The organism is Pseudomonas sp. On1, assembly GCF_033783325.1.
The window spans coordinates 64,321-88,331 of sequence record NZ_JAWPOA010000001.1 but is presented as its reverse complement, the minus strand read 5'-3'; the positions used below and the strand labels follow the sequence as shown (position 1 = coordinate 88,331).

20 protein-coding genes are annotated in these 24,011 nt (G+C 55.1%); 13 read left to right on the top strand and 7 right to left on the bottom strand.

The features are described 5' to 3' along the window. Positions 1–329 precede the first annotated feature (329 nt). From R5C80_RS00415 to R5C80_RS00390, 6 genes are all read left to right on the top strand, one after another. A complete protein-coding gene (locus R5C80_RS00415; protein ID WP_319049653.1) occupies positions 330–1,742 on the top strand; it encodes a hypothetical protein in 1,413 nt (470 codons plus the stop codon). Beyond that, entirely contained in the window at positions 1,729–2,481 is a 753-nt protein-coding gene (locus tag R5C80_RS00410; RefSeq protein WP_319049652.1) for a hypothetical protein, read from the top strand. Before R5C80_RS00415 ends, R5C80_RS00410 begins: the two co-directional genes overlap by 14 nt. A gap of 185 nt (positions 2,482–2,666) precedes the next feature. Continuing rightward, positions 2,667–3,467: a hypothetical protein gene (locus R5C80_RS00405; RefSeq protein ID WP_319049651.1), complete on the top strand. Its 801-nt coding sequence runs from the start codon at positions 2,667–2,669 to the stop codon at positions 3,465–3,467. Positions 3,468–3,637: 170 nt separating this feature from the next. Next, complete coding sequence (dnaN, locus tag R5C80_RS00400) at positions 3,638–4,744, top strand: DNA polymerase III subunit beta (protein WP_319049650.1); 1,107 nt, start codon at positions 3,638–3,640, stop codon at positions 4,742–4,744. A 24-nt stretch (positions 4,745–4,768) separates the two neighbouring features. Then, the gene (locus tag R5C80_RS00395) at positions 4,769–6,337 is read left to right on the top strand and encodes a sigma factor-like helix-turn-helix DNA-binding protein (protein ID WP_319049649.1); all 1,569 of its coding nucleotides are present in this window, start codon (positions 4,769–4,771) and stop codon (positions 6,335–6,337) included. Next, entirely contained in the window at positions 6,334–6,687 is a 354-nt protein-coding gene (locus R5C80_RS00390; protein WP_319049648.1) for a hypothetical protein, read from the top strand. The genes R5C80_RS00395 and R5C80_RS00390 overlap by 4 nt, the downstream gene beginning before the upstream one ends. Here the strand turns inward: R5C80_RS00390 and R5C80_RS00385 are convergent. Then, on the bottom strand, positions 6,654–7,115 hold the full coding sequence (locus R5C80_RS00385) for a hypothetical protein (RefSeq protein WP_057382975.1): 462 nt from the start codon (positions 7,113–7,115) through the stop codon (positions 6,654–6,656). The two genes, R5C80_RS00390 and R5C80_RS00385, sit on opposite strands and share 34 nt — an antisense overlap. Before the next feature lie 73 nt (positions 7,116–7,188). Here R5C80_RS00385 and R5C80_RS00380 point away from each other — a divergent pair, with 73 nt between their 5' ends. The 4 genes from R5C80_RS00380 (at position 7,189) to recA (ending at position 10,266) form a co-directional block, all read left to right on the top strand. Next, positions 7,189–7,779 (top strand): hypothetical protein, encoded by a 591-nt coding sequence (locus tag R5C80_RS00380; protein ID WP_319049647.1) that lies wholly within the window; start codon positions 7,189–7,191, stop codon positions 7,777–7,779. A gap of 53 nt (positions 7,780–7,832) precedes the next feature. After that, positions 7,833–8,825, top strand: a complete 993-nt coding sequence (locus R5C80_RS00375; RefSeq protein WP_223290564.1) for a twin-arginine translocation signal domain-containing protein — start codon at positions 7,833–7,835, stop codon at positions 8,823–8,825. Between the two features lie 62 nt (positions 8,826–8,887). Next, positions 8,888–9,190, top strand: a complete 303-nt coding sequence (locus R5C80_RS00370; protein ID WP_319049645.1) for a hypothetical protein — start codon at positions 8,888–8,890, stop codon at positions 9,188–9,190. Positions 9,191–9,228: 38 nt separating this feature from the next. Continuing rightward, positions 9,229–10,266, top strand: a complete 1,038-nt coding sequence (recA, locus tag R5C80_RS00365) for a recombinase RecA (protein WP_319049643.1) — start codon at positions 9,229–9,231, stop codon at positions 10,264–10,266. A gap of 45 nt (positions 10,267–10,311) precedes the next feature. Here the strand turns inward: recA and R5C80_RS00360 are convergent, their stop codons facing one another. The 6 genes from R5C80_RS00360 to R5C80_RS00335 are packed head-to-tail and all read right to left on the bottom strand — an operon-like array spanning position 10,312 to position 20,682. After that, positions 10,312–11,244 carry a chemotaxis protein CheB gene (locus tag R5C80_RS00360; protein ID WP_209419097.1) on the bottom strand — a complete coding sequence of 311 codons (933 nt, stop codon included), beginning with the start codon at positions 11,242–11,244 and terminating at the stop codon, positions 10,312–10,314. Then, positions 11,241–17,006, bottom strand: a complete 5,766-nt coding sequence (locus tag R5C80_RS00355) for a response regulator (RefSeq protein WP_319049642.1) — start codon at positions 17,004–17,006, stop codon at positions 11,241–11,243. The genes R5C80_RS00360 and R5C80_RS00355 overlap by 4 nt, the downstream gene beginning before the upstream one ends. A gap of 2 nt (positions 17,007–17,008) precedes the next feature. Continuing rightward, positions 17,009–17,800, bottom strand: coding sequence for a CheR family methyltransferase (locus tag R5C80_RS00350; RefSeq protein ID WP_019439029.1), 792 nt, complete (start codon positions 17,798–17,800; stop codon positions 17,009–17,011). Continuing rightward, positions 17,797–19,806 carry a methyl-accepting chemotaxis protein gene (locus tag R5C80_RS00345; protein WP_282853634.1) on the bottom strand — a complete coding sequence of 670 codons (2,010 nt, stop codon included), beginning with the start codon at positions 19,804–19,806 and terminating at the stop codon, positions 17,797–17,799. The genes R5C80_RS00350 and R5C80_RS00345 overlap by 4 nt, the downstream gene beginning before the upstream one ends. Before the next feature lie 11 nt (positions 19,807–19,817). After that, positions 19,818–20,306 carry a chemotaxis protein CheW gene (locus tag R5C80_RS00340; RefSeq protein ID WP_019439027.1) on the bottom strand — a complete coding sequence of 163 codons (489 nt, stop codon included), beginning with the start codon at positions 20,304–20,306 and terminating at the stop codon, positions 19,818–19,820. After that, a complete protein-coding gene (locus tag R5C80_RS00335) occupies positions 20,296–20,682 on the bottom strand; it encodes a response regulator (RefSeq protein WP_010792598.1) in 387 nt (128 codons plus the stop codon). Before R5C80_RS00335 ends, R5C80_RS00340 begins: the two co-directional genes overlap by 11 nt. Before the next feature lie 141 nt (positions 20,683–20,823). Between R5C80_RS00335 and R5C80_RS00330 the strand changes: the two genes are divergently transcribed. The 3 genes from R5C80_RS00330 to R5C80_RS00320 all read left to right on the top strand — a co-directional run bounded on the left by R5C80_RS00330 (position 20,824) and on the right by R5C80_RS00320 (position 23,949). Further along, positions 20,824–21,465 (top strand): hypothetical protein, encoded by a 642-nt coding sequence (locus tag R5C80_RS00330; RefSeq protein WP_019439026.1) that lies wholly within the window; start codon positions 20,824–20,826, stop codon positions 21,463–21,465. A 61-nt stretch (positions 21,466–21,526) separates the two neighbouring features. Continuing rightward, positions 21,527–22,387, top strand: coding sequence for a ParB/RepB/Spo0J family partition protein (locus tag R5C80_RS00325; RefSeq protein WP_019484885.1), 861 nt, complete (start codon positions 21,527–21,529; stop codon positions 22,385–22,387). Between the two features lie 119 nt (positions 22,388–22,506). Next, positions 22,507–23,949 (top strand): hypothetical protein, encoded by a 1,443-nt coding sequence (locus R5C80_RS00320; protein ID WP_019484886.1) that lies wholly within the window; start codon positions 22,507–22,509, stop codon positions 23,947–23,949. Positions 23,950–24,011: the final 62 nt, after the last annotated feature.

Below are 24,011 nucleotides of genomic sequence, written 5' to 3'. Positions count from 1 at the left end.
CGTGTGAAGGTGGGGCAGGTCGCCAGTGTCCACATAGGCAATCTCAGGAGAACCCTCCAGTTCATCCCCGCAGATTGCAACTGAATTCGCCGCAAGCACATCCGCCTGCACCGAGGCAATATGCACTCGGCCATCCAGGCAAACCAGGGCAATGGAACCGCCACCATTCAACTCGTGCCACCTCTTTAACTAACTCCTCCCGAGTATATCGAGCAGATTCCAGCATTCCAGCGAAGGCCTTGGTCGGAGCTTCTACTCGATGATGAACCATGGCAGCCAGTTCAGGGGCACCTGGTCCCCACTATTAGGGCGAACCAGGTGAAGAACTCATGCCAACCATACACTTCTACGACACAGTCACTGCCGGGCGCTCTCCAACCGAGGGCCAGGTTATTCGCTTTGACTCGGCGGTCTATCCAGCCCGAGGATCGGTAGACCTCTCAACTACCAACATCAAGCTCCGAGACGACGTATACCTCGATCCTGATGTTGTGATGAATAGTGACTTGGCCCTACTGGCGTTCGACCAGGGTTGCAGCGAAGTAGAGTGGGCCAGGAGGGTCTTCGCGGATTTCACCCGACCAAACACTCTCCATATAGCCTTTGGGTCAACGACAAGGCACGATCCATTCATTCGAGCATCGTTTTACCGGAATCTGCTCCCGTACCCCTGCCTGGGCGTACCTGACACTGCCCACTTCCTCGATCTGGATGTACTACTTCGAGCAATTCTCCTGATCCGTCCAGGAGAATGCCCTTGGGATGTTGAGACGCTTACAGGTGGAGCAGCCGGCCTCTACCAGTTCCTCATGTGGGACGCGGGACTCGGCACTGAGAACCGGGCACTTCGGGTCAAAGAGGTTCTTTCCAAAATCTCGGAAGCGAGTCCGAAGCTTCTCCACCATGCCGTCACAGTCAGCTCTCCTGCCCAGATCAAGGCACTCTTGGGCCTTGATGGAGGTGAAGTCTGGGACCTGCGAAGTGTGAAGCCTGTGGTGATGGTCCACCCCTCGCTCCCCGACAATCGTGGAGCAATCCTCGCTATGCCAGTGGCAGCTGACGTGAGTTATCCCGACCTGATCTGCATGGTGGACTTAGAGGCTGACCTTTCAAGCTTATGCTCAGACTCCACGGAGTCACTCCAGCATTTGTCTAGGGCAAACAAAGGGGACCGCTCCGCGCCGCTTTTCCACATCAGTATGTCCCGAATTCCCTTCGTGGCCCCGCTGAGCGCAATTCGACCGGATGATGCTAAGCGCCTGGGTATCAATATCTCCGCAGTGAAGGCGAACATCCAGCGCCTGACATCAGCGAAACACCTGGTGGGCAGATTGCGGGATGAACCAGTGCTGCAGCTAAACGCACAGCCCGCTGACGTTGACCACCGAATGTGGGCGGGTGATTTCCCTTCAACTGACCTCGACCTAATGCGCCAGCTGCATTCTTCGGGGTTCAAATCCTGGCAGGACCTCCTCTTAACTGGCACTGACCGCCGACTTCGGGATCTCGGAAACCGGTTGCTTGGCAGGTACCAGCCTGACGCTCTATCGCCAAGCGACCGGGGAGTATGGCTGCGGCATGTGGATCAGAGAGTCCGGGGAGATTTCAGCGGTTCGTTTCGGCTGGAACAGCTCATGGAACGAGCGGAGGATATGTGTCAGCAGTACCCGACGGCAGCAGGTGTCCAGGGCTTTCGGGAACGACTTCATCGTTTGAAGAGGATGATCAATGATGGATATTGAAACACCGCCAGTCTTAGACCCATACGAGCACAGACCGTTTCAGGGTTATATGTGCAGCGAAGGCCAGCAAGTGGAGACCTATCTCTCTCTCATGCACTTCATTGAGGCAGAGAAATTCCGCGGTTTGGACGAAGGCTACCGTCGGTACATCCTGAGTATCGAGGACCGCGATGACTTCATCCTCGAAACAGCAGGGATCACCCAAGGTGTCCGCCGACCGGACTGGGATGAGATCAAAGTACCAATGGTCCGCGCAGGGCTCTGGATGCAACTGGTACAGCACAAAGATTCAATGGTGCCGCTCGTAACACATCCGGGATGTGAGTGCCCTGTTGGCCTGGTCAATGAGGCGATTCAAGAGATATACGAGCGGCTCCATTCTGGCGATCCATTGCGGAAAGTCTTGCTCGCCGGAGACGATTCGCCTGATGCCCTGAGGAATTCGTCTTTCGACGAGGTGCTCGATCACATCTTCAACGTCCGACAGCCAGACGAAGTCATCGTCTCGGCGGATGGTGGGGTATCCATGCGATCTGCTGCGTATGCAGCACGACGCTACATTCCGCTGCGGTTTCTTCCGCGGGCCCAAAGCGCAGCGGAGTTTGCAGAGAACGCGATCAGCCAGGCCACCCATGTCTTTCTTCTGGGCACCCATGGCCAAGCTTCCTTTGCTCAAGCAGCATACGATTTAGCATGCGAAACCGGTCTTGTTGCCCACCAGGTCGAGCTGCCAGCGTGAAGGCCCGGAATCTGGGAGTCATACTGTTCCCCATACTCATGGGAGGGTGCGCGGTTGAACAACCTCGCTGGGTAACGGATAGGCCCGCTGCGTACTGTTACAAAACTGCTGACAAGGTATGTCTTGCGGACCTGATCTCGGCCCACCTACAGAAAGCTCCTGGCGGTACGATTCGTGATGACGCTATGTGGAGAGCCGCCGCTGCGGTTCGAATTGCAGGAGGTCAGTTCCCAGAGGCTCTGAAATCGCTTCAGTCCTCAGTAGAGGCGTTTTCCTGCACTGCCAAAGGGTTCTACTGGGAAGAAGCCTCCGCAGCAGTCCAAGAAGCTCAGCAGGGAAGATTTCGGAATGCACTATCCGCCGCCCAACAGATCGATGGGAAGGACGCCCGTACCTATGCCCTTTCGCTGATCGTGCAGATCTCTTCCGAGGCCAAGGATGACAAAGCCCTTGGTAAAGCCCTGGATGTATTAAGCAAAGACGATGAGCGAGCTTACATGGATGCTTTGCTTCTTCGGCTGCAGGTGTTACTCGCTCAGGGAGATCTGGAGCGATCCTCAGCTCTCCAAAACCACCTTCTTGCTTTTTTTGCCAAAGACCCAGAGACAGGGGTTGAACCAGCTACAGAAATGGCAATCACCTATCTGTCGCAGGGGTTAAAACTCGATGCTCGGGATTTCCTGGTCAGGGCCGCTGATGGGATTCCAGGGGTGAGGTCTGCGGATAACCTGAAGCTGTTCAATCTTGTCGGCCAGGTCATCGATGGGTACCGCCCCATACCCGATGACTTCTACCAGTTCAGCTCTGATTCGGCACGTTTGCGGGCTTATCTGGTGGTGGCGCGGTACTACCGAAACACCGGGAATCGGGCGATGGTCACTTCTATGCTGGTCGACGCATCTCGCTTCACCCAAAAGACAAGTTTCAAAGCCAATCGCACCGAGGTCGCAAGCCGGTTAGCTGACTTCCTCCGCGATTCGCACTAGACCTTTTTCCCCAGGAATTGTGCATAACTCGGCGGATAACTCTCTGTACTCCAGTCCGTAGCTGGCTTCTACACGTATGGGCGTTTTTCAGCCAGATAGGACATGCTGTACTGGTTCTGGCACAGCCGCGCATCGCCGTAAATGGGAGCATCTTTCAGAAGGAGACTCCCATGAAGTTCACTGTCCAGGCTGCACCTTTAGCTGCCATTCTCAAACAGTGCGGTCGTGTCGCATCTAGGAAGGCCGGGGATATCAACGGCAATTTCCTGATCGATGTTCAGGATGGCCACCTCAATGTAACGGCGAACAATGGCCACCAGCAGATGAGCCTTCACCTGCAGGACCCAAGCCTGATCGTTCGTGAAGCTGGCTCCGTCTGCATCTCGGCATCCAAATTCGAACAAATCGTTTCCTCTCTTCCCCTAGATCGTAATGTGACTGTATCCGTGGGCGAGGAGAAAGCCACTGTCACCTGTGGACGCTCACGATTCAGCATCGCCACCCTGCCTGCGTCTTCTTTCCCCAAGGCCTTGCATTCCGATGGCCAGCTCCAAACGGCACTGACTATCGAGTCGCATGCCTTGAGGGACGGCATCCGTGGTATCGCATTTTGCGTTGCCCGGAACGATGTGCGTCAGTACCTGAACGGGATGCTGTTCGAGGTCTCAGAAGGGAAGCTGACGCTCGTGGGCACCGACGGACACAGAATGGGCATTGTAGAACTCCAGATCGAGAAAAGCTCATCCATGAAGTTCATTCTGCCTGTTGCATGCCTTGAGGACGTTGCCGGTTTTGCCAGCCACGGCTACGTCACCATCACCCACTCTGGCAATCTGGTCAGTTTTACCGCAGTCAATGGGACCATGACCTCCCGCCTTGTCGACGGGGCCTTCCCTAACTACAGCGCTCTCATTGAGCGTGCAGAGACTGGTCAACTGATCAACTTGAACCGTGATGCGATTACGAGCGCTGTTGCTCGTGTCAGTCTCCTCTCGGATGGTAAGTCCCAGGCAGTCCGCCTCAAGTTTTGCCAACAAACGGTCGAGGTCGTCTCTGTGTCGAATGATGCCCTTTCAGAAGCCGAAGACCTGCTGCCGTGTGACTTCGATGCGGCCCCTTTCGATGTTGGGTTCAACAGTCGCTACGCACAGGAAGCTTTTAAAGCTGTATCCAGCACCGACCTGCAACTTTTTTATTCCGGCCCTGCTTCTGGCACGCTCATTAAGGCCAAAGACTGCCCCCATCAGAAATTCGTACTCATGCCGGTTCGCCTGTAAGGCGGACCTCTGAAGGGGCAAGAAATGAGCCACACCGATCGCTCTAACCTGACTGAAGGCACCAACACTAAGTTCGACTGCCGCATAGTCAACCAGGAGGCCCGTAAGGGCTTCCTGTTGCCTAAATCACTCCCTGCCCTGCCTTCTTTGGAAGGCCCCAAGGCTTTGCTTTCTCTGAGCCAGGAACAGTCCCTGGGCTACCGCATCATTCTTGGCCAACTCAGCCTGCTGAAAGCAATTTCGAGCGACACCAGCATTCTCCAAGGGCTGGTGACCGACATTTGGAACTCCATTGGCGAGAACGATAGCGTCGATAAGGCCGCCGCACTGATCTTCCAGGACGGAGCATGGGTTCGCGCGGGCTCAATTCCTGACAGTGAGTTTGCATCCATTCTTCGCAAGAAGCTGAACACCATCCAGACCCTGATTGCGGAACTGAAAGCGTTCGCTCTTCCCAGCTTCGAGGACGATCTGTTCGTGGCGGCTGTCCGAGACGAAATCCAGAAGAAGGTTCTGGAGATCCTGCCCTACGACCTCATCCTCAACCGCGCGGCGGGAGAATTCCGAACCAAGTGCAAGGAGCTGTCCAGCCTCTGCAAAGCCCTGGTGAAGTACATCTCAGAGGAGGTTCGCCTTCCTCGTTCCAAGGTCGCAAGAATCATCAACGGGAAATGGACGTCACCCAAGCTGATGCCTGGTCTGATGCTCTCTGGGGGCTACGAGTTGAAACTATATCCTCAGAGAGAGTTGCGCCGGCTGCGCCAAGAGATCGTTGAAAAGCAGCGGGGCATCCTTTCTGCGGCGTCGACTGCAGATATGCCGGCCGAGCAGCTGCTGGCCGCCTTGGAGGGATTCAACTCTGCCGAGCGGGTTGTTCACGAGACCGTAGGGTTCTTTGCCAATGCGAATATGCGCCTGGTTGACCAGATCGTCTCTGGGTATCGCTTTGCCACAGACCTCGAGCAAGTCCGTTCAGCAGCTCAACTGGGCCTCGTGAGAAGCATCTACCGGTACGCACCGGAGATGGGCTTCAAATTTTCGACACTGGGCATGACTTGGATTCGTCAAACGATCCTGCGTGACCTCACCCAACAGGAGCTGATCCGTTTGCCCGAAGGATCACATGGAGCCTTGAGCAAGCTTACAGCTGCTCTGAAGGAGCAACCGAATGCATCCAAAAAGCACCTGAGCAAGGTTTGTGGACTCTCGATGGATGACGTCGAGAATCTCCTCTACTTCGTGGGTGTAGGAAAGCCCATGTCTATTGACTCCACCTTCCAGGAGAGTGGCAGTTCAGAGGCGGAGGGGATGCACGATCTGCTCGCGGACTCGAACAACAGCTTTGTTGAGGAGGTGATGGAGGAGGATGCCGCCGGCTACATAACTGAGGTGCTCGGGGACGTTCTCAACCAGCGGGAACTGCAGGTAGTGGTTGCACGCTATGGAATTGGAGGAGCGGAAGCCCAGACTCTTGCGACCCTCTCCGAGATCATGGGTGTTTCGAAGGAGCGGGTACGTCAGATCGAATGTGAGGCCCTGAAAAAGCTGAGAGAAAGTGAGCACGCAGAATGTCTGCTGGAGATTTTGGAATGAGTAATTTGAGCCTGCCTCTGTACGGTGCTGAGATCGAGGCTTTTGGAGTTCTTGGCACCTTCATCGGCGCTGACTTGATGGATGATGGCGATGTCCACTTCACTCTGAAAATGCCGGAATCCAATGTGCGATTGGCCCACAGTTACGCGGTGGACGAAGATCAGTTCTGCCTAGTCGTGGGAGTAAGTCTGATCCAGCTGTCGAAGAAGAACTGCGTATGGCGCAGCTCACCAGGCTTTGATGTGACGGATGATGAAGGATTCATTGCGTTTCGAGTTGATCGGCATGTACGAGCGGCAGTAACGGTAATGAAATTTCAACGAGCCATCTCTCGTCTCAATAGGATCTGAGCTCGATCGCGTTGCCTTACCGATGCGGTATCCATCTCAAGGACGAGCTTGGCGTACTCGGCCACACCTTCGAAGTCACCGACAATCAGTAGCTGGTCTGCTAGCTGGAGGTTCATAGCTGCATCATCACAATCCACCTCCGGCCTGGTGACGAGTACGGGCTCTTCCACACGTACTTCCGCTTTCGCCAGTTCGATCACTCGTTCAGGCTCTGTAGGTGAAGTCTGGTTCGGCGTAGCAGATACATGGGGAACCATGTTGATTTTCGGCTTTGCTGGAAGTGTTTCGTCCAGATGGTGGTTACTGCTATGCGCTTCTTCGCCAGCTGAAGCCTTCCCCGCGGCACTATTCAGTCGACCGATCCATAGGGCGGCTATGGCACCGAGAAGAAGCACTGATCCGATGACGCCCAAAATCTGAGATTCCACGTTTCTATCCTCATTTTCCTTGTCCTAATAGTGTCTCGAGGGTGCCTCTTTTTCGGTCACGCTGGTGGCACACGTGAACATCTCCAAAATGCGCATCATCAGCCACAGGAGTAGTTCTATGCGTGACAACGACGATGCGTTTCAGACAATCGAGGTACCGGTAAACCTCAACGGAACGGTGAAGGTGCGTGTGCCCAGTCACTGCCACCCAGAGGAAGTGGAAAAGCTAGCGCTGGAGCAGTTCAAAGCTCGACTCAACCAACCAGTAACTTTTGGTGAGTCTGGCTACTGCTCCTATGAATTCCGCGGAGAAGCATGGAGCACCAGAGGCCAGGCCCGGGTAGGGAACCTTGAATTTGAGGTTCGCCATGACATGGCCTTGAATGTCTCTGGGGCCATGGTTGCTCTGGCACCTGCGGCAGGACAATTCGGGGCTGACAGGCTCCGAGCTCGACTCACAGCCTACGTATCCCGGGAAGCGGTCTACATCACGGGTCGTAAACCTGGTACCGACCTAGAGCATGTAATGGTGATGGTCGACATCCAGGACGGAGAACCGACGGTGAACGTGATGTCGCCAGACGGCGATGACCAGTTTGACGCTGACGGAAGCATGCCGATGGTCAGTGTGGGCTTCCCGGGTATGTGCTGGAACCTCAACTGAGGGGCACTCCCAACCCACTATTAGACCAAACCCTTGTTCTGTAGGTGAGTGAATTGGAAGTCTCCCGTCGACGCTTCGTGAAGATGTCGGCTGCAGCCAGCGCTGCAGCCGCCATTGGGTTTGGGGTGAAAACTCAGGAAGCAGCCGCGATGAGTGCCAGCATCGCCACTCTGCTTTTCATCGACCCCATCACCCTCGAATACAAAATTTTCGGGCCATGCTGCCATTTCTGCCCAGACCATCTGATCGTCTCTCATTACCAGCCAGTAGCGTTGGTGGAAGTGATCAAAGGTGGTGGAGATACGGTACTCGGCCAACCCATTGGTGGCCCACTCAGTGTGGGCACGGACAACAACGATTACACATCGATGGCAGTCCGTATCTGGCAATTGCCGGACTGGGCGATCGACATCGCAATGGGCTATCAGTCGTGCAAGCTTTGTGGTGTGGATGCTGCTCGCACCACTAACTTTTCCCTGACCTCTGCCTTAGACATGTGCGGTGCAGTGGCCAACCCTATCGTGTCAAAGGGCGTCAATGCGTTCAATTCAGCCCTGCCGAACTGCTTCCCGAGATTGCTCTACAGCACCGAGTTCGACCCAACCTGGAACACAGGATGTCGGGACATTGGAGCAGCAGAAGCGATTGCGGGAGTGATTTGCAATCCGCTCACTGGCTCATTCTCCATCCCTGGAATGGAGATCTGCATAGGACAATGGGGTGGTCTCTATCCCCGGCAAATGGCTTCCCATAACGACAACGCGGCGATCGCTGCCGGAATTGCAGCATACCGAGCAATCCACCTCAGCGGCTTCACAATCGGTACCTTTCCCTTCAGCGCGGCCCTCTCTGTTGGGAAGCTGCAGCAAACTCAACCCTGGCCAACCGTCGGTTTCAAGGCCGGTAGCGCTCTCCTGGACACAGCCATGAGGCTATACCCCGTCTCCCTTGAGGAGCTGTATGCCTTCGTTTGGTGGACTCCTGTGGTCTGCTGCAAGGAGTACGAAGAGATCATGGGGGTTTGCTCCCCAACAATCTGCGGTTGAGGCGCTTCTGCCACATCCAGATATCCATAGATTGGTCTCAAGTGCCACATGAGGACCAATCTATGGACAGCTTCCAAATCACCACCTCTCCCCTTCTTCGCCAGTTCGCAACACGCCTCGACCCACGGACCATCCAGGTAACGACCAAGCTGGGCGTGGCAACGATTATTCGCGCTGATTTCGATCCAGTGTCCTTCCCAGCAGATGAAGAACTGCAGGAGGACTTTTTGCGCGATCTGATCAACCGGGCAAATCCTGGAGCTCTTGAGCTGCTCAATCAATCACTCGGCAAATGCCTTGGTGATCAAGCCAAAGCAATTCGACAAGTCTTGGGTTCTGGCACATCTGAAACCGGCCGAGATTGATCTCACGCATCCTGCGTCCACAGAACGGAGCAACTTCCATGAATGAGCAACGTAACAAGGCCCTTCAAGCAGCACTGGGTCAGATCGAGAAACAGTTCGGCAAGGGCGCGGTAATGCGCATGGGCGAACACGAGCGCCAGGCCATTCCTGCGATTTCCACCGGCTCAATGGGTTTGGATATCGCCTTGGGCATCGGCGGACTGCCGAAAGGCCGGATCGTCGAGATCTACGGCCCGGAATCCTCGGGCAAAACCACCCTGACCCTCTCGGTCATCGCCGAAGCTCAACGCCAGGGCGCCACCTGCGCATTCGTTGACGCCGAGCACGCGCTGGACCCGGACTACGCCGGCAAGCTGGGCGTCAACGTTGACGACCTGCTGGTCTCGCAGCCGGACACTGGCGAGCAGGCCCTGGAAATCACCGACATGCTGGTGCGCTCCAACGCGGTGGACGTGATCATCGTCGACTCCGTGGCGGCGTTGGTGCCAAAGGCCGAGATCGAAGGCGAGATGGGCGATGCCCACGTCGGCCTGCAGGCCCGCCTGATGTCCCAGGCGCTGCGCAAGATCACCGGCAACATCAAGAACGCCAACTGCCTGGTCATCTTCATCAACCAGATCCGCATGAAGATCGGCGTGATGTTTGGCAACCCGGAAACCACCACCGGGGGTAACGCCCTGAAGTTCTACGCCTCTGTGCGCCTGGACATTCGTCGTACCGGATCGGTGAAAGATGGCGATGAGCAGATCGGGAACGAAACCCGGGTGAAGGTGGTGAAGAACAAAGTTTCTCCACCATTCCGCCAGGCTGAATTCCAAATCCTCTATGGGAAGGGGATCAACAAGCTCGGTGAGATTGTTGATCTTGGGGTAGCTGGTGGCTTGATCGAGAAGTCGGGGGCTTGGTACAGCTACGCAGGTCAGAAGATCGGCCAAGGCAAGGCGAATGCCTGCCAGTATCTGCAGGAGAATCCCGCGGTCAGCGATGAGATCGAGGCGAAGCTCCGCAGCCAGAAGATCACCGGTGTTGCGGTGATCACCGACTCTCCTGGTGATGACGATCAAGAGGTTGCATAGACCAACTGAAAAGGCCGCCAATTTGGGCGGCCTTCTGTTTTGTGATCAGTGATTCCCGATGCCGTACATCCGGTACATATGTCGGGCAAGCTCGGCCGGTTTACCCGAGAAGGATACAGCCCCAGTTTCCCTAGCAGCATCAGGCATCGAACGGGCCTGGCTGGACTCCGCATCCTGGGCCATAACGATCTTCGCCTTTCCTTTCAGATCACGAATTCCCGAGGCACCGTCATCCCCCATCCCGGTGAGGATGATCACTCCAAGCTTCCCTGCAATCGAACTGAACACAGACCGAATCACGCTGTTAATCGACGGGCTGTAGGTGTTTGGCTTGACCGGCCGGAGTTGGATCATCCCGCTTCGTACTTCAACTGTGGTGTCACGGGGGACAACGAAGATGGTACCGGCCTTAAGCTTGGCGCCATGCTCGGCCGCGACCACCTCCCACCGCGAGGTACATTCGCGTACCCGCTGGACATAGGTGTTGAATGCAGCTTCGGTGAGGTGCTGGACCAGGAAAATACTGACTGGCAACGTTGGTAACTCGCCAAGAAAATCACGGATAGCTTGAGGCCCGCCAGAGCTACAGCCGATCACCCAGGTGTCGTTCGCGTTTCGGGATTCAATCTCAGCTTTCTTCGCATCAAGGCTTTCTGCAAGGTCGGGGATGCTTCGCTTAAGCTCATCGACAAGCTTGTTGCACCAGGCCTGACGTTCTGCAGCGCTCATCGAATACAGCTCACGTTCGTTGAGCACACAGACAGGCTCATCTCGTCCCAACATTTCGAGGACATCTTCTGAGTTGAGAATCGCCTCGTCGCTGAAGTCGACGATCAGTGCGTGAACGCCAGTCGCTGACAGGTCTCCATTCTCCACGTGGCTCATGTCATAGACCGTGAGTTCTCCGACAACTGGCGAGAGAACCTCTTGGATGAGAGCCACTTGGACGTTGCTAGTTGAAATGATACCGACTCTCATGCAGCGGACCCTTGCAATGCTTGTTCTGGGCGAACTTCTGCAATCGCGTTATCGAGCGCGATGCTGTCGCACGGTTTGTTCAGATAGACGTTTACGCCAGCTCGCAGGGCCTCGTCCTCTAGATTTGTGCGAGTGGTGAGCATGATGATTGGTACCTCATTGAATTCAGCCCGGGCTCGCAGTGCCTTTGTGAGTTCCAAGCCAGTCATTCGAGGCATTTCCATGTCCACCATGACGATTTCGGGGAGTCTCTCGAGAGGGAGCATGTCCATTGCGTCCTGACCGTCGCGGGCAGTAATGACCGTATACCCACGAGCCTCGAAGTGCTTCTGCAACAGCTTGCGATAACTCGTAGCGTCGTCAACGACGAGGCAGACCGGTTTTAGATCTCGTTTCACAGACTTGACACGGTTTTGCCGAACCTTGAAGCCGGTGTCTGTCCGCTTGAGGTTGAGCCTCACCAGCTCCATGACATCGATGACGAAGACCGGCGAACCGTCTTGCATCTCTGTCTCGCCAATGATCCCGCGCACTTTGGAAAGGATGCCGTCCAGCTTCCTGATGTGGATCTCGGGCATTGAATCAGTGCTGTCGACCTCAATACCAATAGCCATTTCGCCTTGTTGACACAGAATGACCAGGACCTCCTGGTCCAAATCGTGAGTGGAACGCATCTCAGGCATCGCAAGTAGGTCGGCCAGATGCACAACCTCGAAGGACTTTCCTTCGTGATGAAGTACCGCTTTCCCCTTCTCCAACCGCTGTTTTTCCAGATCGGCTCGGGTGCACTGGATGATCTGGTACATGGTGTAGCTGGGAATCGCAAACCATTGACTGCCCGTACGGCAGATGAGAGCTCGGTTCGAGCCGATAGTGAATGGCATTTCCAAAGTGAAGGTCGTACCCCAGCCTACCTTGCTCTCAATTACCAGCCGGCCGCCCATGCTTTCTACCGTCGTAGCGACAATGTCCATACCAACACCGCGGCCGGACAGCTGAGAGACTTTTGCTGCAGTAGAGAACCCATTGTGAGTGATGAGTCTCAGGAGATCCGATTCGGTCAGTTGATCATCCTGCCTGATGATGCCTTTCTCCAGTGCCTTAGCCTTGATCATCGCGGTATCGATGCCTTTGCCATCGTCCTTGACAGTGATGACGATGTTCTTAGCTCGTCGGCAGACGTTTACCTCCAAGCTGCCATGCGCGGATTTCCCTTGAGCAATCCGCTGTGCTTCAGGCTCGATACCATGGTCGAGAGCATTGTTGAGTAGGTGGACCAGTGGATCACGCACAGCATCGAGCATGACTTTGTCCACGATTACGTCGCCACCGGTGAAGACGGTGTCTACTTTCTTCCCTAGTTTTGAAGACTCACGCTCGATGAGATTGGTCAGGGCTGGACGAATGTTTTGGAACGGTACCAGGCGGCTATCGAGAAGATCTCGTTGCAGGCTGCTGATGAGCCCCGCCTGTTGACGGTAGGAGTCTTTGATCAGCTTGCCCTGTGCGAACATTTCCTCGACGTCTTGGATGGTCTGGGCCAGTTGAGCCCCCATGGTCACATTGAGAGCTGAAAGATCATTGAATCGCTCAAGCTGAAAATCACCTGCCGATTGATGGGCCAAGGCGGTTGGAACGGGTTGGTTTGTGTGAAGACGCAGGGCGCTGGTGAACTTCATGTGGTTCAACTGTTGCGCCTCGAGCTTCTCCCGAATGATGGTTACGATCATCATCAACTCGGCATGCAGCGCCTGTTGGCGATATCGGGCTGCGGTCAGCTCGCTGGACTGCTCGACTGCAGTGTCCAGTAGTCGCTGATCCACTTTGATTTTTTCCGAGCCACCGCTTCGACGTTTGCTGCCGACACCGTGGATGGAGTCATGGGCTTTCGCCAGGATCTCGCGAATCACCGAGCTGCTAACAGGCTTGGTTGGGGCAGATTTAGAGGTTATGCCTTCGACCGACTCGCGAAGAGTTCTGCTTTGCCGCTCTGGCTCATGGTGTACTTCCTGCTCTTGTGCAGTAACGGCAGAAATTGACGGTAGGACTTCAACGAGTTCGGGAATTGCTACAGGTGCCGGCACTGACTTGCCAGACTCTTCGGGGGTAGCTTCCGGGACGGCGGGCAAAGCTGGACTCTCGACCTCGACTGAGTCTTCCGGCTCCGAGGACACCACCAGACTGTCTTCCTGAGCGGGTTGAGCGTGAGCTGCCATACGGGCCGCGTGTCGTTTTGCACCACCTTTTCCTCGAGACCTGCGACGAGTCTTTTTGTGTCCTGACTCTTCCTCCGCCAAAGAGTTTTCCTCACCCTGAGGATGGACGATGCCTTGCTCGAACTCTTCAGTCTTAGGCGTTTCTTCTTCAAGTTCTGCGATAGATTGTGCTTCACAAGCTTCTAGGGTTTCGGCCCTGGCGTCTTGGGTGGCCACCTTCTCTAGCTGGATATCTTGAAGGAGGACCTCGCCGGCTGTGCAGGGCTCTTGAGCAAGAAGGCCAAGATCCACTCGATTATGCTGGACTGCAGCTTCAACGCAACGGATCAAGGCCGAGGGAACTTCGTACCCGACAGCGCGACGCATCGCGCTAGTCATTTGATCCAATGCGACCAACACATACTCGACCAGCCTGGCGCAGTCATCTGATGCAGGAATGATGCTCAGGGAAAGACTCTCGAAGAGGCTTTCCATGTAATGGGTAATCTCTCTGATCGAAGCTGCCTCTGCCATAGCTGCAGCGCCCTTCAGAGTATGCATCTGCCGCTTGATGGTGGTAACCAGGTCATGGTCATCCATCTGGCCCATCCAGCGGTCTACGTTCAGCTGAAGCTGAGGGAGAACTTCCTCGGCTTCTTCAATATAGAACTCAGCCATCTCCGGGTTGTATTCAATCGCCGGCGGGGCAGAAGGCTGCTGCGCATGCTTGGTGGTGGACTCTTGTACATCATCGCTTTCAGAGTTTCCCGGTTTAGCATGCGAAACTGGGTTCAAATTTTCCGGCTGATGACTTTCCTGCGGAGCATCCGGTTCCGGTTTAGCATGCGAAACTGGAGTGACCTGAGCGACCTCAACGTACTCAGCCTCTTCCGCTCCGCACCCCAATGCCTGGACAACCTCTAGCCAGGAGTGAAGTGCGGGAGTTTCAGTCTTCCAAGGGAAAGCTTGCTGGAAACGTTCAGCATCTGCCAGGAAATCCAGGAGGGCTTCTACATCACCCTGGAGCAGTTCAGCCTCTTCACTTCTCAACTGGAACAGGCGAGTCTCTAGGGCTGCAAATGCACTTGCAAGCGGGAGGCAATCAGCACTGGACGAAATTCCATGAAGGGTATGAGCGACACGGCAAAACGCTTCGTTGACGTCTTTTCGCCCGCTTTTGAGATACGCACTCATTGCTGCGTATTGCTCGGTGAACTCCTGACGGAAGATATCGATCAGGACCGGATCGACGCCCTCGGGCATTTCCCGTTCTTGCTCATGGGCCAGTATCACTGCATCCGGCTCGGCAACGACTTGCTCGAGCTTGTTCTGGACTGCAGGCTGATGAGTTGCGTTAGTAGACGATGCCGGTATCTCTGGATGAGACGTGTATGCCAACTGCATTTCCGGATCAGCTTTAGCCATGAGTGCATCGGCCACATCTTTCACAAACAAGGAGACCTTGTTCCTGAGAGAGTATTCATCCATGCAGCGGAGGCACATCTCCACGCCGGAGCGCAGCAAGTCATGCTCCTCCGCATGGTCGAAATCCTCTTTGAGGGCTCGGTTTGTTACGCCTTTGCTGAAGGCAGCAACACCACTGGCGATCTTTCCGAACGACTCATGACCGTGCATACGGGCGGCCATGGAGAGGCGGTCTGCAGCCTTGTAGAGTTGCTCAATGGACGAACGACTACGCAGGTCGAGGCTCGTGAAGCTATCTTCGAAGACGCTCCTCAGCTCGAAAAGCTCGGTGAGGAACGGATCATCGTCTTCGCGTACCTCTTCCTGGGCTGCCTCAAATTTAATCAAAAGTTCGTTGGTGGTTACCGGAGCCACCTCCGTGAAATCTATCCCGAGTTCGCGGAGAGCTTCAGCTGCCTTCGTCAGGTTTTCGGGATCAGGTTCAAGTTTGGATTTGATGGCTTCGAGGTACATCTCAATCGCCACCAAGGCTTTCGCCAGCAGATCCAGCTCCGGGCTGTACGTGAGTTCCGCATTATCTAGGAGACCTACCATCCCAGAGCAGACTGCACCGAGCAAATCACCAACCTGTTCTGCTCCCGAAAACTTCAAGGCCGCAGCAGTATTGACGAGAGATGCAAGTCCGTCCTTCAGTTCATCCTGGCCAATGCCACTTTCTACGTGAACCGAAACGGAACGACGAGTCTTCACCACTTCGATCAAACATTCCGAGACGAGTGTGTCCAGAACGTCGGCACCGACACCCTCAATGTTCAGTGCCTTTGTCGCGTCATTTTCATTGATGAGATTGATGCGCTCGTCGAGGTAGAGGATGTAAGACTTCAGATCGTCTACCACCTCGGCAGCGATGGCAGAAATACCTTCCTTGCCAGCCACGAGTGCGATGGACTTATTGGCAACCCCTGCAAGCTCATCCTCGCCCACCATATAGAACACGTTCGCTACTGAACGCATCGCCGCACTATATGCAGACAGCTGGACACTGAAGATGTCGTCAGAGCGTGCCCCCAGGGCCCGCCCCAGAGAGACCATGGCTGCATCCAGAAGAGGCTTCAGCTCCAGGACGACGTCAGCAATGGTTGTAGCCTCAGTAGATTCGAGCTTGCTCTGAAGCTTTGCCAACGAGTCGGTGTCGACTGACTTCCCGACATTGAATACCCTCAACGCGGCTTCGATGCTAGGCGTGCTTTTTGAACTTAGGCTCAGTACGTAGAGCAACGACTTGAAGCGATCGATACCCAGGACTTCCAGGGCGGCTTCTTCACCACCTAGACCGATTTTCTGAACCGCGACAGAGAGCATGCGGACCTGGGAGACGGTGTTACCGCCACTACGAAGGCCCCCGACGGCAAGTGCCTCGAGTAGACACTCACCAACCCACCAGAAATCGCCCACTTCCGGCTTATGAGAAACTTCCTGGAGTTCTCGGAGGACCTGGCGCATGTCCGCCAGCGCCCCTTTGTTCTGGGTCCCAATGTAGGAACTGAAGGCTGTCTGGAAGCGACGAGATGAGGTCGAGAAGACCTCCTGCTGCCGGGCATCGTCAACGTTATGAATCTTGCGGGGAGGATCAACAAACTCGAATGAGAGCATGCTAGGGGGGAGGCTGTCCTCGACAAGCAAGGGAACGCCCCTGACCTCACGGATTTCATTGATCTGCCTGGAGAGGATGCCAGGAGCATCAGGGGCTCCATCAATGACCATCTTCAGATAGTTTGGCAGCATGATCATGCCGGACATCATGGCGAGAATTGCGGGGGCCACCTTCTCCTCTTCGAGGAGTTTTTCTTGGACACTGGTGCAGACTACCCGCATTTCAACCGATAAAGCCGAGCCTCCGGGGCTATCGCAGACAGTCAGCGCAGAGTGAATCAACTCTACGTGTTCACTGACGTTGCGGAATGCATCGGCCATCGCCTTCTTCTGGTTGGCAAACCATTCAGCCTGTGCCCCTTGAGGAGGATTCTGTAGATCAGCATGTTTTTTGAAGTAGGTGTCGATAGACGCCTTGGCGATCTCGACGCTCTTGATGATCGGGGGCCGAATCCAGGAAAGATGTGCCGCGTGGACATTCTTGGGCATTGCTAAGCAACCCTTACAAAGAGATTGAGAAGGTGGTTAGGGAGTCGCTTCAACCCCAGCGGATTCCAGTTACCGTCCTCTGCGGGGCCGGTCAGTAAGTACCCCCCAATCGGCAACATGGCCGCCAGCTTCTGCAGTATTAGGTGCCGCGTTTCGACGCGGTAATAAATCAGCATGTTCTGGGTGATGATCACGTCAGGAGCGGTGAAGTTCACCGGACGCTCAGCAAGAATGTTGTGCTGCTCAAAGGTGACCATGTCTCGTATCCAGGCGTGAAACCGGACCTCATGCTGGCCTTGTGGTGCAGCGACATCGAGTCGTATCTCGGGGTGCCCGCGGTAGATCCCCTGCCGCGCTTTATCGATACATGGCTGGGACACATCGGTGCCATGCACATGAAATGCTGCATGTCCAGCGCGAAGCAATGTGCATGCGATGCTGTAGGGCTCTTCACCTGTTGAGCAACCGACTGACAAGACTCTGGGAGGTCTACGAATATCAGCACAGGCGTCACGGATAGCAGATAACGATGGGGGATATCGGAAAAACCGAGTTTCGTGATTGGTCGCCAGGTGCAGAATCTGGAATCTCTGCGCTTCCTCCAGACGCCCAGACACGAACAGCTTGAACAGGCTTTCGAGGGTCTCACCAGTTTCGCATGCGAAACTGGTAAGGGCCCTCGCAAAGGCAACACGCCGGTGCTCGTCAATTTCGATGGCAAAGCGCTCCTCGATGATCTTCATCCAAGAGTTGGCCATCCCCTCATCGAGAATTAGATCATCGACTGTATTCATGCGCGTTCGCGTTGCTTGCTGTAGAAGTCTTGAATGCCACTGTGCAGGTTCTGAGCTTGGCGATTCAGGTTGTTCATTGCAGATGCAGTCTGCTCGCTCGCAGCCGAGTTTTCGGAAGCGTAGTGACGAATAGAACTCATCGTCTCGGATACCTCGGACGACTGAGAAATGAGGCTATTGGTCCGCTGATTGACGTCGTCAACACTCGTGGTGAGGCTCTCAGTAATGCTCTGAATGTCTTTCAGGGAAGCGAGCGCCGCATTGGAGCGGGTCAGCAGGCCCTGCATTTCGCTCAGTGATATGTCAACAGCGGTCTGGGTATCGCGAGCAGCTTCATTCATGTCCTTGAGCAGTTGCCCAATCTCGCTCACCACAGCTTTCGACTGGGTGCTGAGGTCCTGGACCGCTTCACCGCTCTTAGCCATCGCACGGGACAGCTCGGTATTGCCCTCGACTTGGTCCGATACCAGGTAGGCGTTGTAAGCAACCAGCTCGGACTTTGTCGCAACCTCTTTTACGAACTCACTGATCCTTTCCAGCATCTGGAACCGTTCGATCAGATGCTTGTTTCGATGCTGGATAGAGTTCAGGTGCTGGGTCTGGACCAAAATACCTTCGTGCACACCATTCACAGACTCACTGCCGGCGTGGACTTTGTTAGCCACGCTGTTGGCAACGCGCTGGGTATCACCCATGAGCTGCTGGATCAGATTGATGAAGGTATTCATGTCTGCGATCAGAGAGCTGATGTGCTCGATCGCCCGGAATTGCTCGTCACGATTGCGGTCAACATTGCGAGCTGTGGTGATGGTTTGTTCCGTCGCCGCAGCAAGCCCCATTACGGTCTGGCTGGTTTCGGTGAAAATCTCATGGAACCGCGCGAATACCTGGTTGAGCAGTTTCGCGATCTCTTTGGTGGAATCGCGATCATCTGTCAGGGTAAGGTCCAACTCTCCCCGCCCTACTCGCTCAATTTCAGTCAAAAGGAGACTCAGCTCCTTGGACCGTTCACGCTGACTACCCTCAATCGTGCTGCCGCGGGTTTCAACCGCCTGAGCCCGAGAAGCAGATACACGAGCCACCAAGAGGACACTCAGGATCGCGAGGCCGATAGTTAGAGCACCCAGGACTGCCACGAGAGTTGGGTTGATGGCTCGTGCATCCGGCAAAGCCTTCACCGAAGCGATCAAGGTATCTGTCGAAGACGCGATCTTGTCCCGTGCCTGCCAGATTTCTTTAGCATGCGGAAGATTCTGGGCCGAGTTGGAGGAAAGGCCGCTTGCCTGGCTAATCAGGCTCTGAGCGGATTGAGCGCTTCGGTAGCTTTTGATCAACTCATCCATCATTGCCTTGTCACGAGGCAACGAATTCCCGAATGCGGTGAGCGCGCCTAAATACTTGCTAACCCCTGCCTCTGCGCCTTGCAGCCCGGTGGCATCGACTACTGTAGTAGCAGTGACTCCCGCTACGTCAGCTTCCAGCTCAGTGAGGGCCTGAGCCAGCTGGCTCTTCTGCTGGGAAGTAGCATTCAGCTTAGATAGCAGCGCTTCAGCCGAGCGGCCACTCTCAATCACTTTCACAACGGCCGTCTTCGCCTCCTTGGCGGCTCGGCTGAAGGCTTCGGTCCCAGACTGTCCACTGATCAGTTTGGCGATCGAGGGGGCAATGCCATCCCAGGAAGCACTCAGGGACTCCAGGCTACGCAGTACCGATTCCGGTGCGCCGGGAATACCCTTGATTGGGTCTCCATTGCGAAGATGCATCAGGGCGCGCTCTACCTGACTTTCCGCGTCGACGAGCTGGCTTGCATATGCACCATCAGCCGCTGCTTTGTCTGCCAAGTAGATGGTTTGCATAGCGGCGGACTTCAGTTCGTAGGTTTCAGCCACATAGAAGGAATCAGCCCGAGTGTCTTTAAGGAAGCTGTATCCAGTCCATGCAGCCGCGCTGCCAGTTGCGATCAGCAGGACCGCGGTAAGGGGAACGAAGGAAAAATTGTTGCTCATGCGGTCCTGTCTCATGTGAGGTCAATCGTTTGCATTTTGGGATCGGCAATTAGCGCCTGAATGTCGATGACAGCCCACGTCCGGGCGTCGCCTGTTACGACTCCGACTAGGCAAGCACCTAACCCGGGTGGGATCTTCAAATTGGCATTTGGGGCGTCAGTGAGGTTGCCCGAAGGGATGAACCCAACCACTTGATCTACGATGACGCCTACGTCACCCACATCAGCTCCGCCCCGGACGATCAAAGCCACTGGGTTACTGTGTTCTGCCCTGGACATGGTCTGAGGGATCGAGAGGAACCGAGCTATATTCACGAAAGGAATGATGTCTCCATCCAGCTTGGTTGCCCCGAGCAACCAGGGCTTCGTTCCGGGCACTTGCGTGGGACTAACAGGAACCTGAGTGATGGCGTTTACCGCCAATGAAGGGCTCAAGCAGTAGGTATCGCCGATCCGATACCCAATGCACTTGTAACGACCGCTGGAGATATCACTGCTCATCGATAATCGCTTCCATATCAATGAGTGCTTTCGCGATCTTGTCGCCTGTGAACGGCTTGGTCAGGTAGAGATCTGCGCCTGCCAAGAGCCCTTTCTGTATGTCGAAAGGTGAACTCGCACTGGAAAGCATGGCGATGGGTAGGTGCTTGAATTGAGTCGAAGCTCGTAGGATTGAGGCAAGCTTCAATCCGTCCAGGTTAGGCATTTCGATGTCGATGAAGCACGCATCAGGCCTAGCCTCGCGAATAACACGCAGGGCCTCGTACCCATCCTTTGCGAGGTGAACCTCGATATCAGCTTTCTGCAGAAAGCCGGCCCCCATCTTCCGCATTCCGGGGGAGTCGTCGACGATGCAGACAGATCGAATATTGGACATGGAACAACTCCTGATTCATGCCCTAATAATGTTCAGGAGGTGCCCTCTTCTGGACGTACCTGCCCTTACCGAGCTCAAGCAGGTATAAACTGGTCATATCTCAATGCACGGTTATGGTCCTCCCTTGTTTCTGGAGGACCTATGCGTAAGTCAAACCACCGGGCTGCATTCGCCAGTGATCCCAAATTCCTGGAGCGGATTGCAAGGCAGCTCCAAAGCGAGCCAACATCTACCCCGCCCTCCCCTGCTGATAAAAAGCCGAGCAAGGCGGTCCAGCGCCTCGAAAAAGTCCAAACCGCCAATATGGATGGGAGGAAAGACAGGATTAGCCTGGAATCTACATCCAGGGTACTGACCATTTGCTTCCCCGGGGCGAAGCTGGTCTCTCTCAACACCATGCTCCGCGTCCACGACGCCAAGGCCACCCGCCTGAAGAACACATGGCTGAAACGAGTGGAGGCCCTTCGATACACCTACAAGGCTGTTCTCGAGGAATGGATAGCCATTGCGACCTATCCTCTGTTGGTCGAGGAGGTATACATCACAGGTGAGAGCAGCTTGCTCGACCCAGAAAGTGTTACCGCGGCCTGCAAACCGGTTATTGATGCACTTGTTTCGAATGGGTTCTTGCCGGACGATGATCCATCCCACATTGCTCACCCCCTACCCTACACCTCCAGAGGCGAGTCTCCTGGCCTGGTGATCTGCTTACGTCCTGCAGGGCGGCCTTGGGGACTAATCGAAGATGCAACGATTCAGGTGGCCAGCTCATTAGGGCGTTGATTTTTGCGGCCAATCCGTTATCCCTCGTGTATCATGTTTCACGAACGCACGAGGGTTTCACGTGTATCAATCAGAGACCGGAATCAACCCCACAGAGTCCCACTGCCTGGGTATCAACCTAGTACCTGTTGAGCACCGAGACGTCGATGTTGATCTCATGCAGCCTGGCATCTGGCAAACCCGTCGGAACTTCACTCTTGCAGAGCTGGAAGAGCTAGGTGACAGCATGGTCAAGGCCGGGGGGAATGTAACCCCGGTGGTGCTATGTCCCCGGGCTCAGGGCGGCTACTTCATCATTTCCGGCGAACGACGTTGGCGCGCGGCGCAACTCAAGATGATCCCACGCCTGCATTGTCGGATCGGGCACTACACGGATAACCAGGCCCGTTTCATTTCTGCTGTAGAGAACGTTCTCCGGGTGCAACTCAACCCGATCGAAGAAGCTCAAGCCTATGCAGACATACAAGAAACCGGTCTCTCCCACGAGCAAATAGGCAAGGAGCTGGGTAAAAGCAGGTCGCACGTTTCCAACTACCTGCGGTTGCTCACCTTGGACATCACTGCCAAGGACTTCCTGATCCACGGCAAACTCACGGCGACCCAGGCTCGCCCGCTGTGCTCACTCGACTCGAAAGGCATCCAACGTGAAGTCGCGACGAAAGCCGTAAGGCTGGGGTGGAGCGTTAAGAGGATCGAAGATGAGGTTGCCAAGCACCTCAACAAGCCTAAGCCAAAGGTCAACTTGCCCAAGCAAGACGCCGACATCGCACGTCTGACCCGGCTGGTATCCGATCACACGGGGTATCCCTGTGTGATTCAGAAGACACCGAGTGGCAATTGGCAGATGGGCTTTCTCATGACAGGTGACGATCAATTCGCAGGGCTTCTGGAGCGGCTAGGCATCAAAGTCGACGAGTGTTAGGCCCTACCCTCGAATTTGGGCACTCCGTTTCCATTATTACGACAGAAGCCATTGTTATGGCCCTGCCGAACCTTGCCGACCATCCTGCGGGTAGCCAGAGGCCGAAGGTATAATTTCGCATGCTAAACCGACCATTCCCGGTGCCAACTCTGCTGGCTATCGCTCTGACGGCAGTGTTAGCCGGTTGTACCTCCACCCATGAGCCGGTGGAGCTAGCTTCCATCGAGCCTCAATCCCAGTACGATCAACGTATCCAGGATGGTCTCGGTAGCCAGAAGTACACCGAATCGCAGATTCTCTACATGCGCCGCCTGAACGAGTTCAAGGATCAGATTGATTCGCTCGAAAAGCAAAAGCAGGCCTTGGAGGCGTCGCTTTCTACAACAGCCTACGAACAGGATCTAGGCTCGGGTAAAGCTCCCTCAACTGAGTCGAGCCGGATTGAAGAGTTCCAAGCGGCAACCCAGGCCTCACAGGCCCGTGTTGCTGAAGAGAATTCAAAGGCGGCCATACGCCAGTCCATCATTGAGAATGACCGTGACCGCGCATTACTCGAGGCTGAGAATCGAGCAATGGCTGAGATTGAGCAGTTGAAAGCTGCTGATGCAGCCAAGCAGGCCGATCTGGCGAAACTGAAAGCTCAGCTTGCGGAACAAAAGGCGGAAAGCTCCCGCACTCTTGAGAAGCAACGCTTTGCAATGGCGGTAGCTAACGCGGACGCTGAACGGCGAGCAGCAAATGCGGTTGTTGAAATCAATAACCAGATTAGTGAGCTGAAAGGGCAACTCTCCCAGCTTGAGACGAAATTGGCAGCGGCTCAGAAAGAGCATGAACGATTGGCTGATCTCTCCCGTCAGCTGCAGACACCTGTGGCGGTGACAGCAGCAATTACGGATCAGCCTTCGCCTGAGATCGGGAGCTTAACAGAGAGCCGAATCGCCGAAATCAAAGCACGACTCGCTCGTGAGAAAACTGAAATCACCGCCAAAGCCCGGACAGAGGTAGCGGCCTTGACGGCCGGCGCTGAAATCAAAAAGGCTACAGTCGTGGCCCCGGTCGTCACTGGTCGAGCGGTCTACGCAGGCTCCTATGGTGAAAAGCCAACCACCTACGCCAAGGTTGACGACAAGCCGGTCAAACAAGATGCGAAGCCCTTGGCTATCGCATCCAAGCAGGCACCAGTAGTAACTGTGGCCAAGTTCGAGCCTAAGATCTCTCCGGTTGTGATTCAGAGGGGCTCAGATGCTGGTAGCGCGGTGCTTGCCGGCGGCCCTGTGACATCTTCAGTACAGTCCCCAGCACCGATCGTCGTATCCCCAAAGTCACGTGTGATCTACGACGTCCTCTACGTTTATAAGGATGAAGGTAGCTGGCAGAAGTTCCAGCGCTACCTGGAAGCTTACGGGATCAAGGATTTCGAACCGGTACACAAAGGGAGCACGTACTACCTTTACATGGGGCGCTTCTACGACAAGCTCGCTGCAGCGAAGCGCGTCGAGTATTTGAACCGCACGACCAATACCAATCATGCGACCGTGCACCCGCAAGAGGTGCCGATGTAACGCCGGTTTAGCATGCGAAACTCAGTGAGAAGGGGCGAGGGGATTCGCCCCTTTTTGTTTAT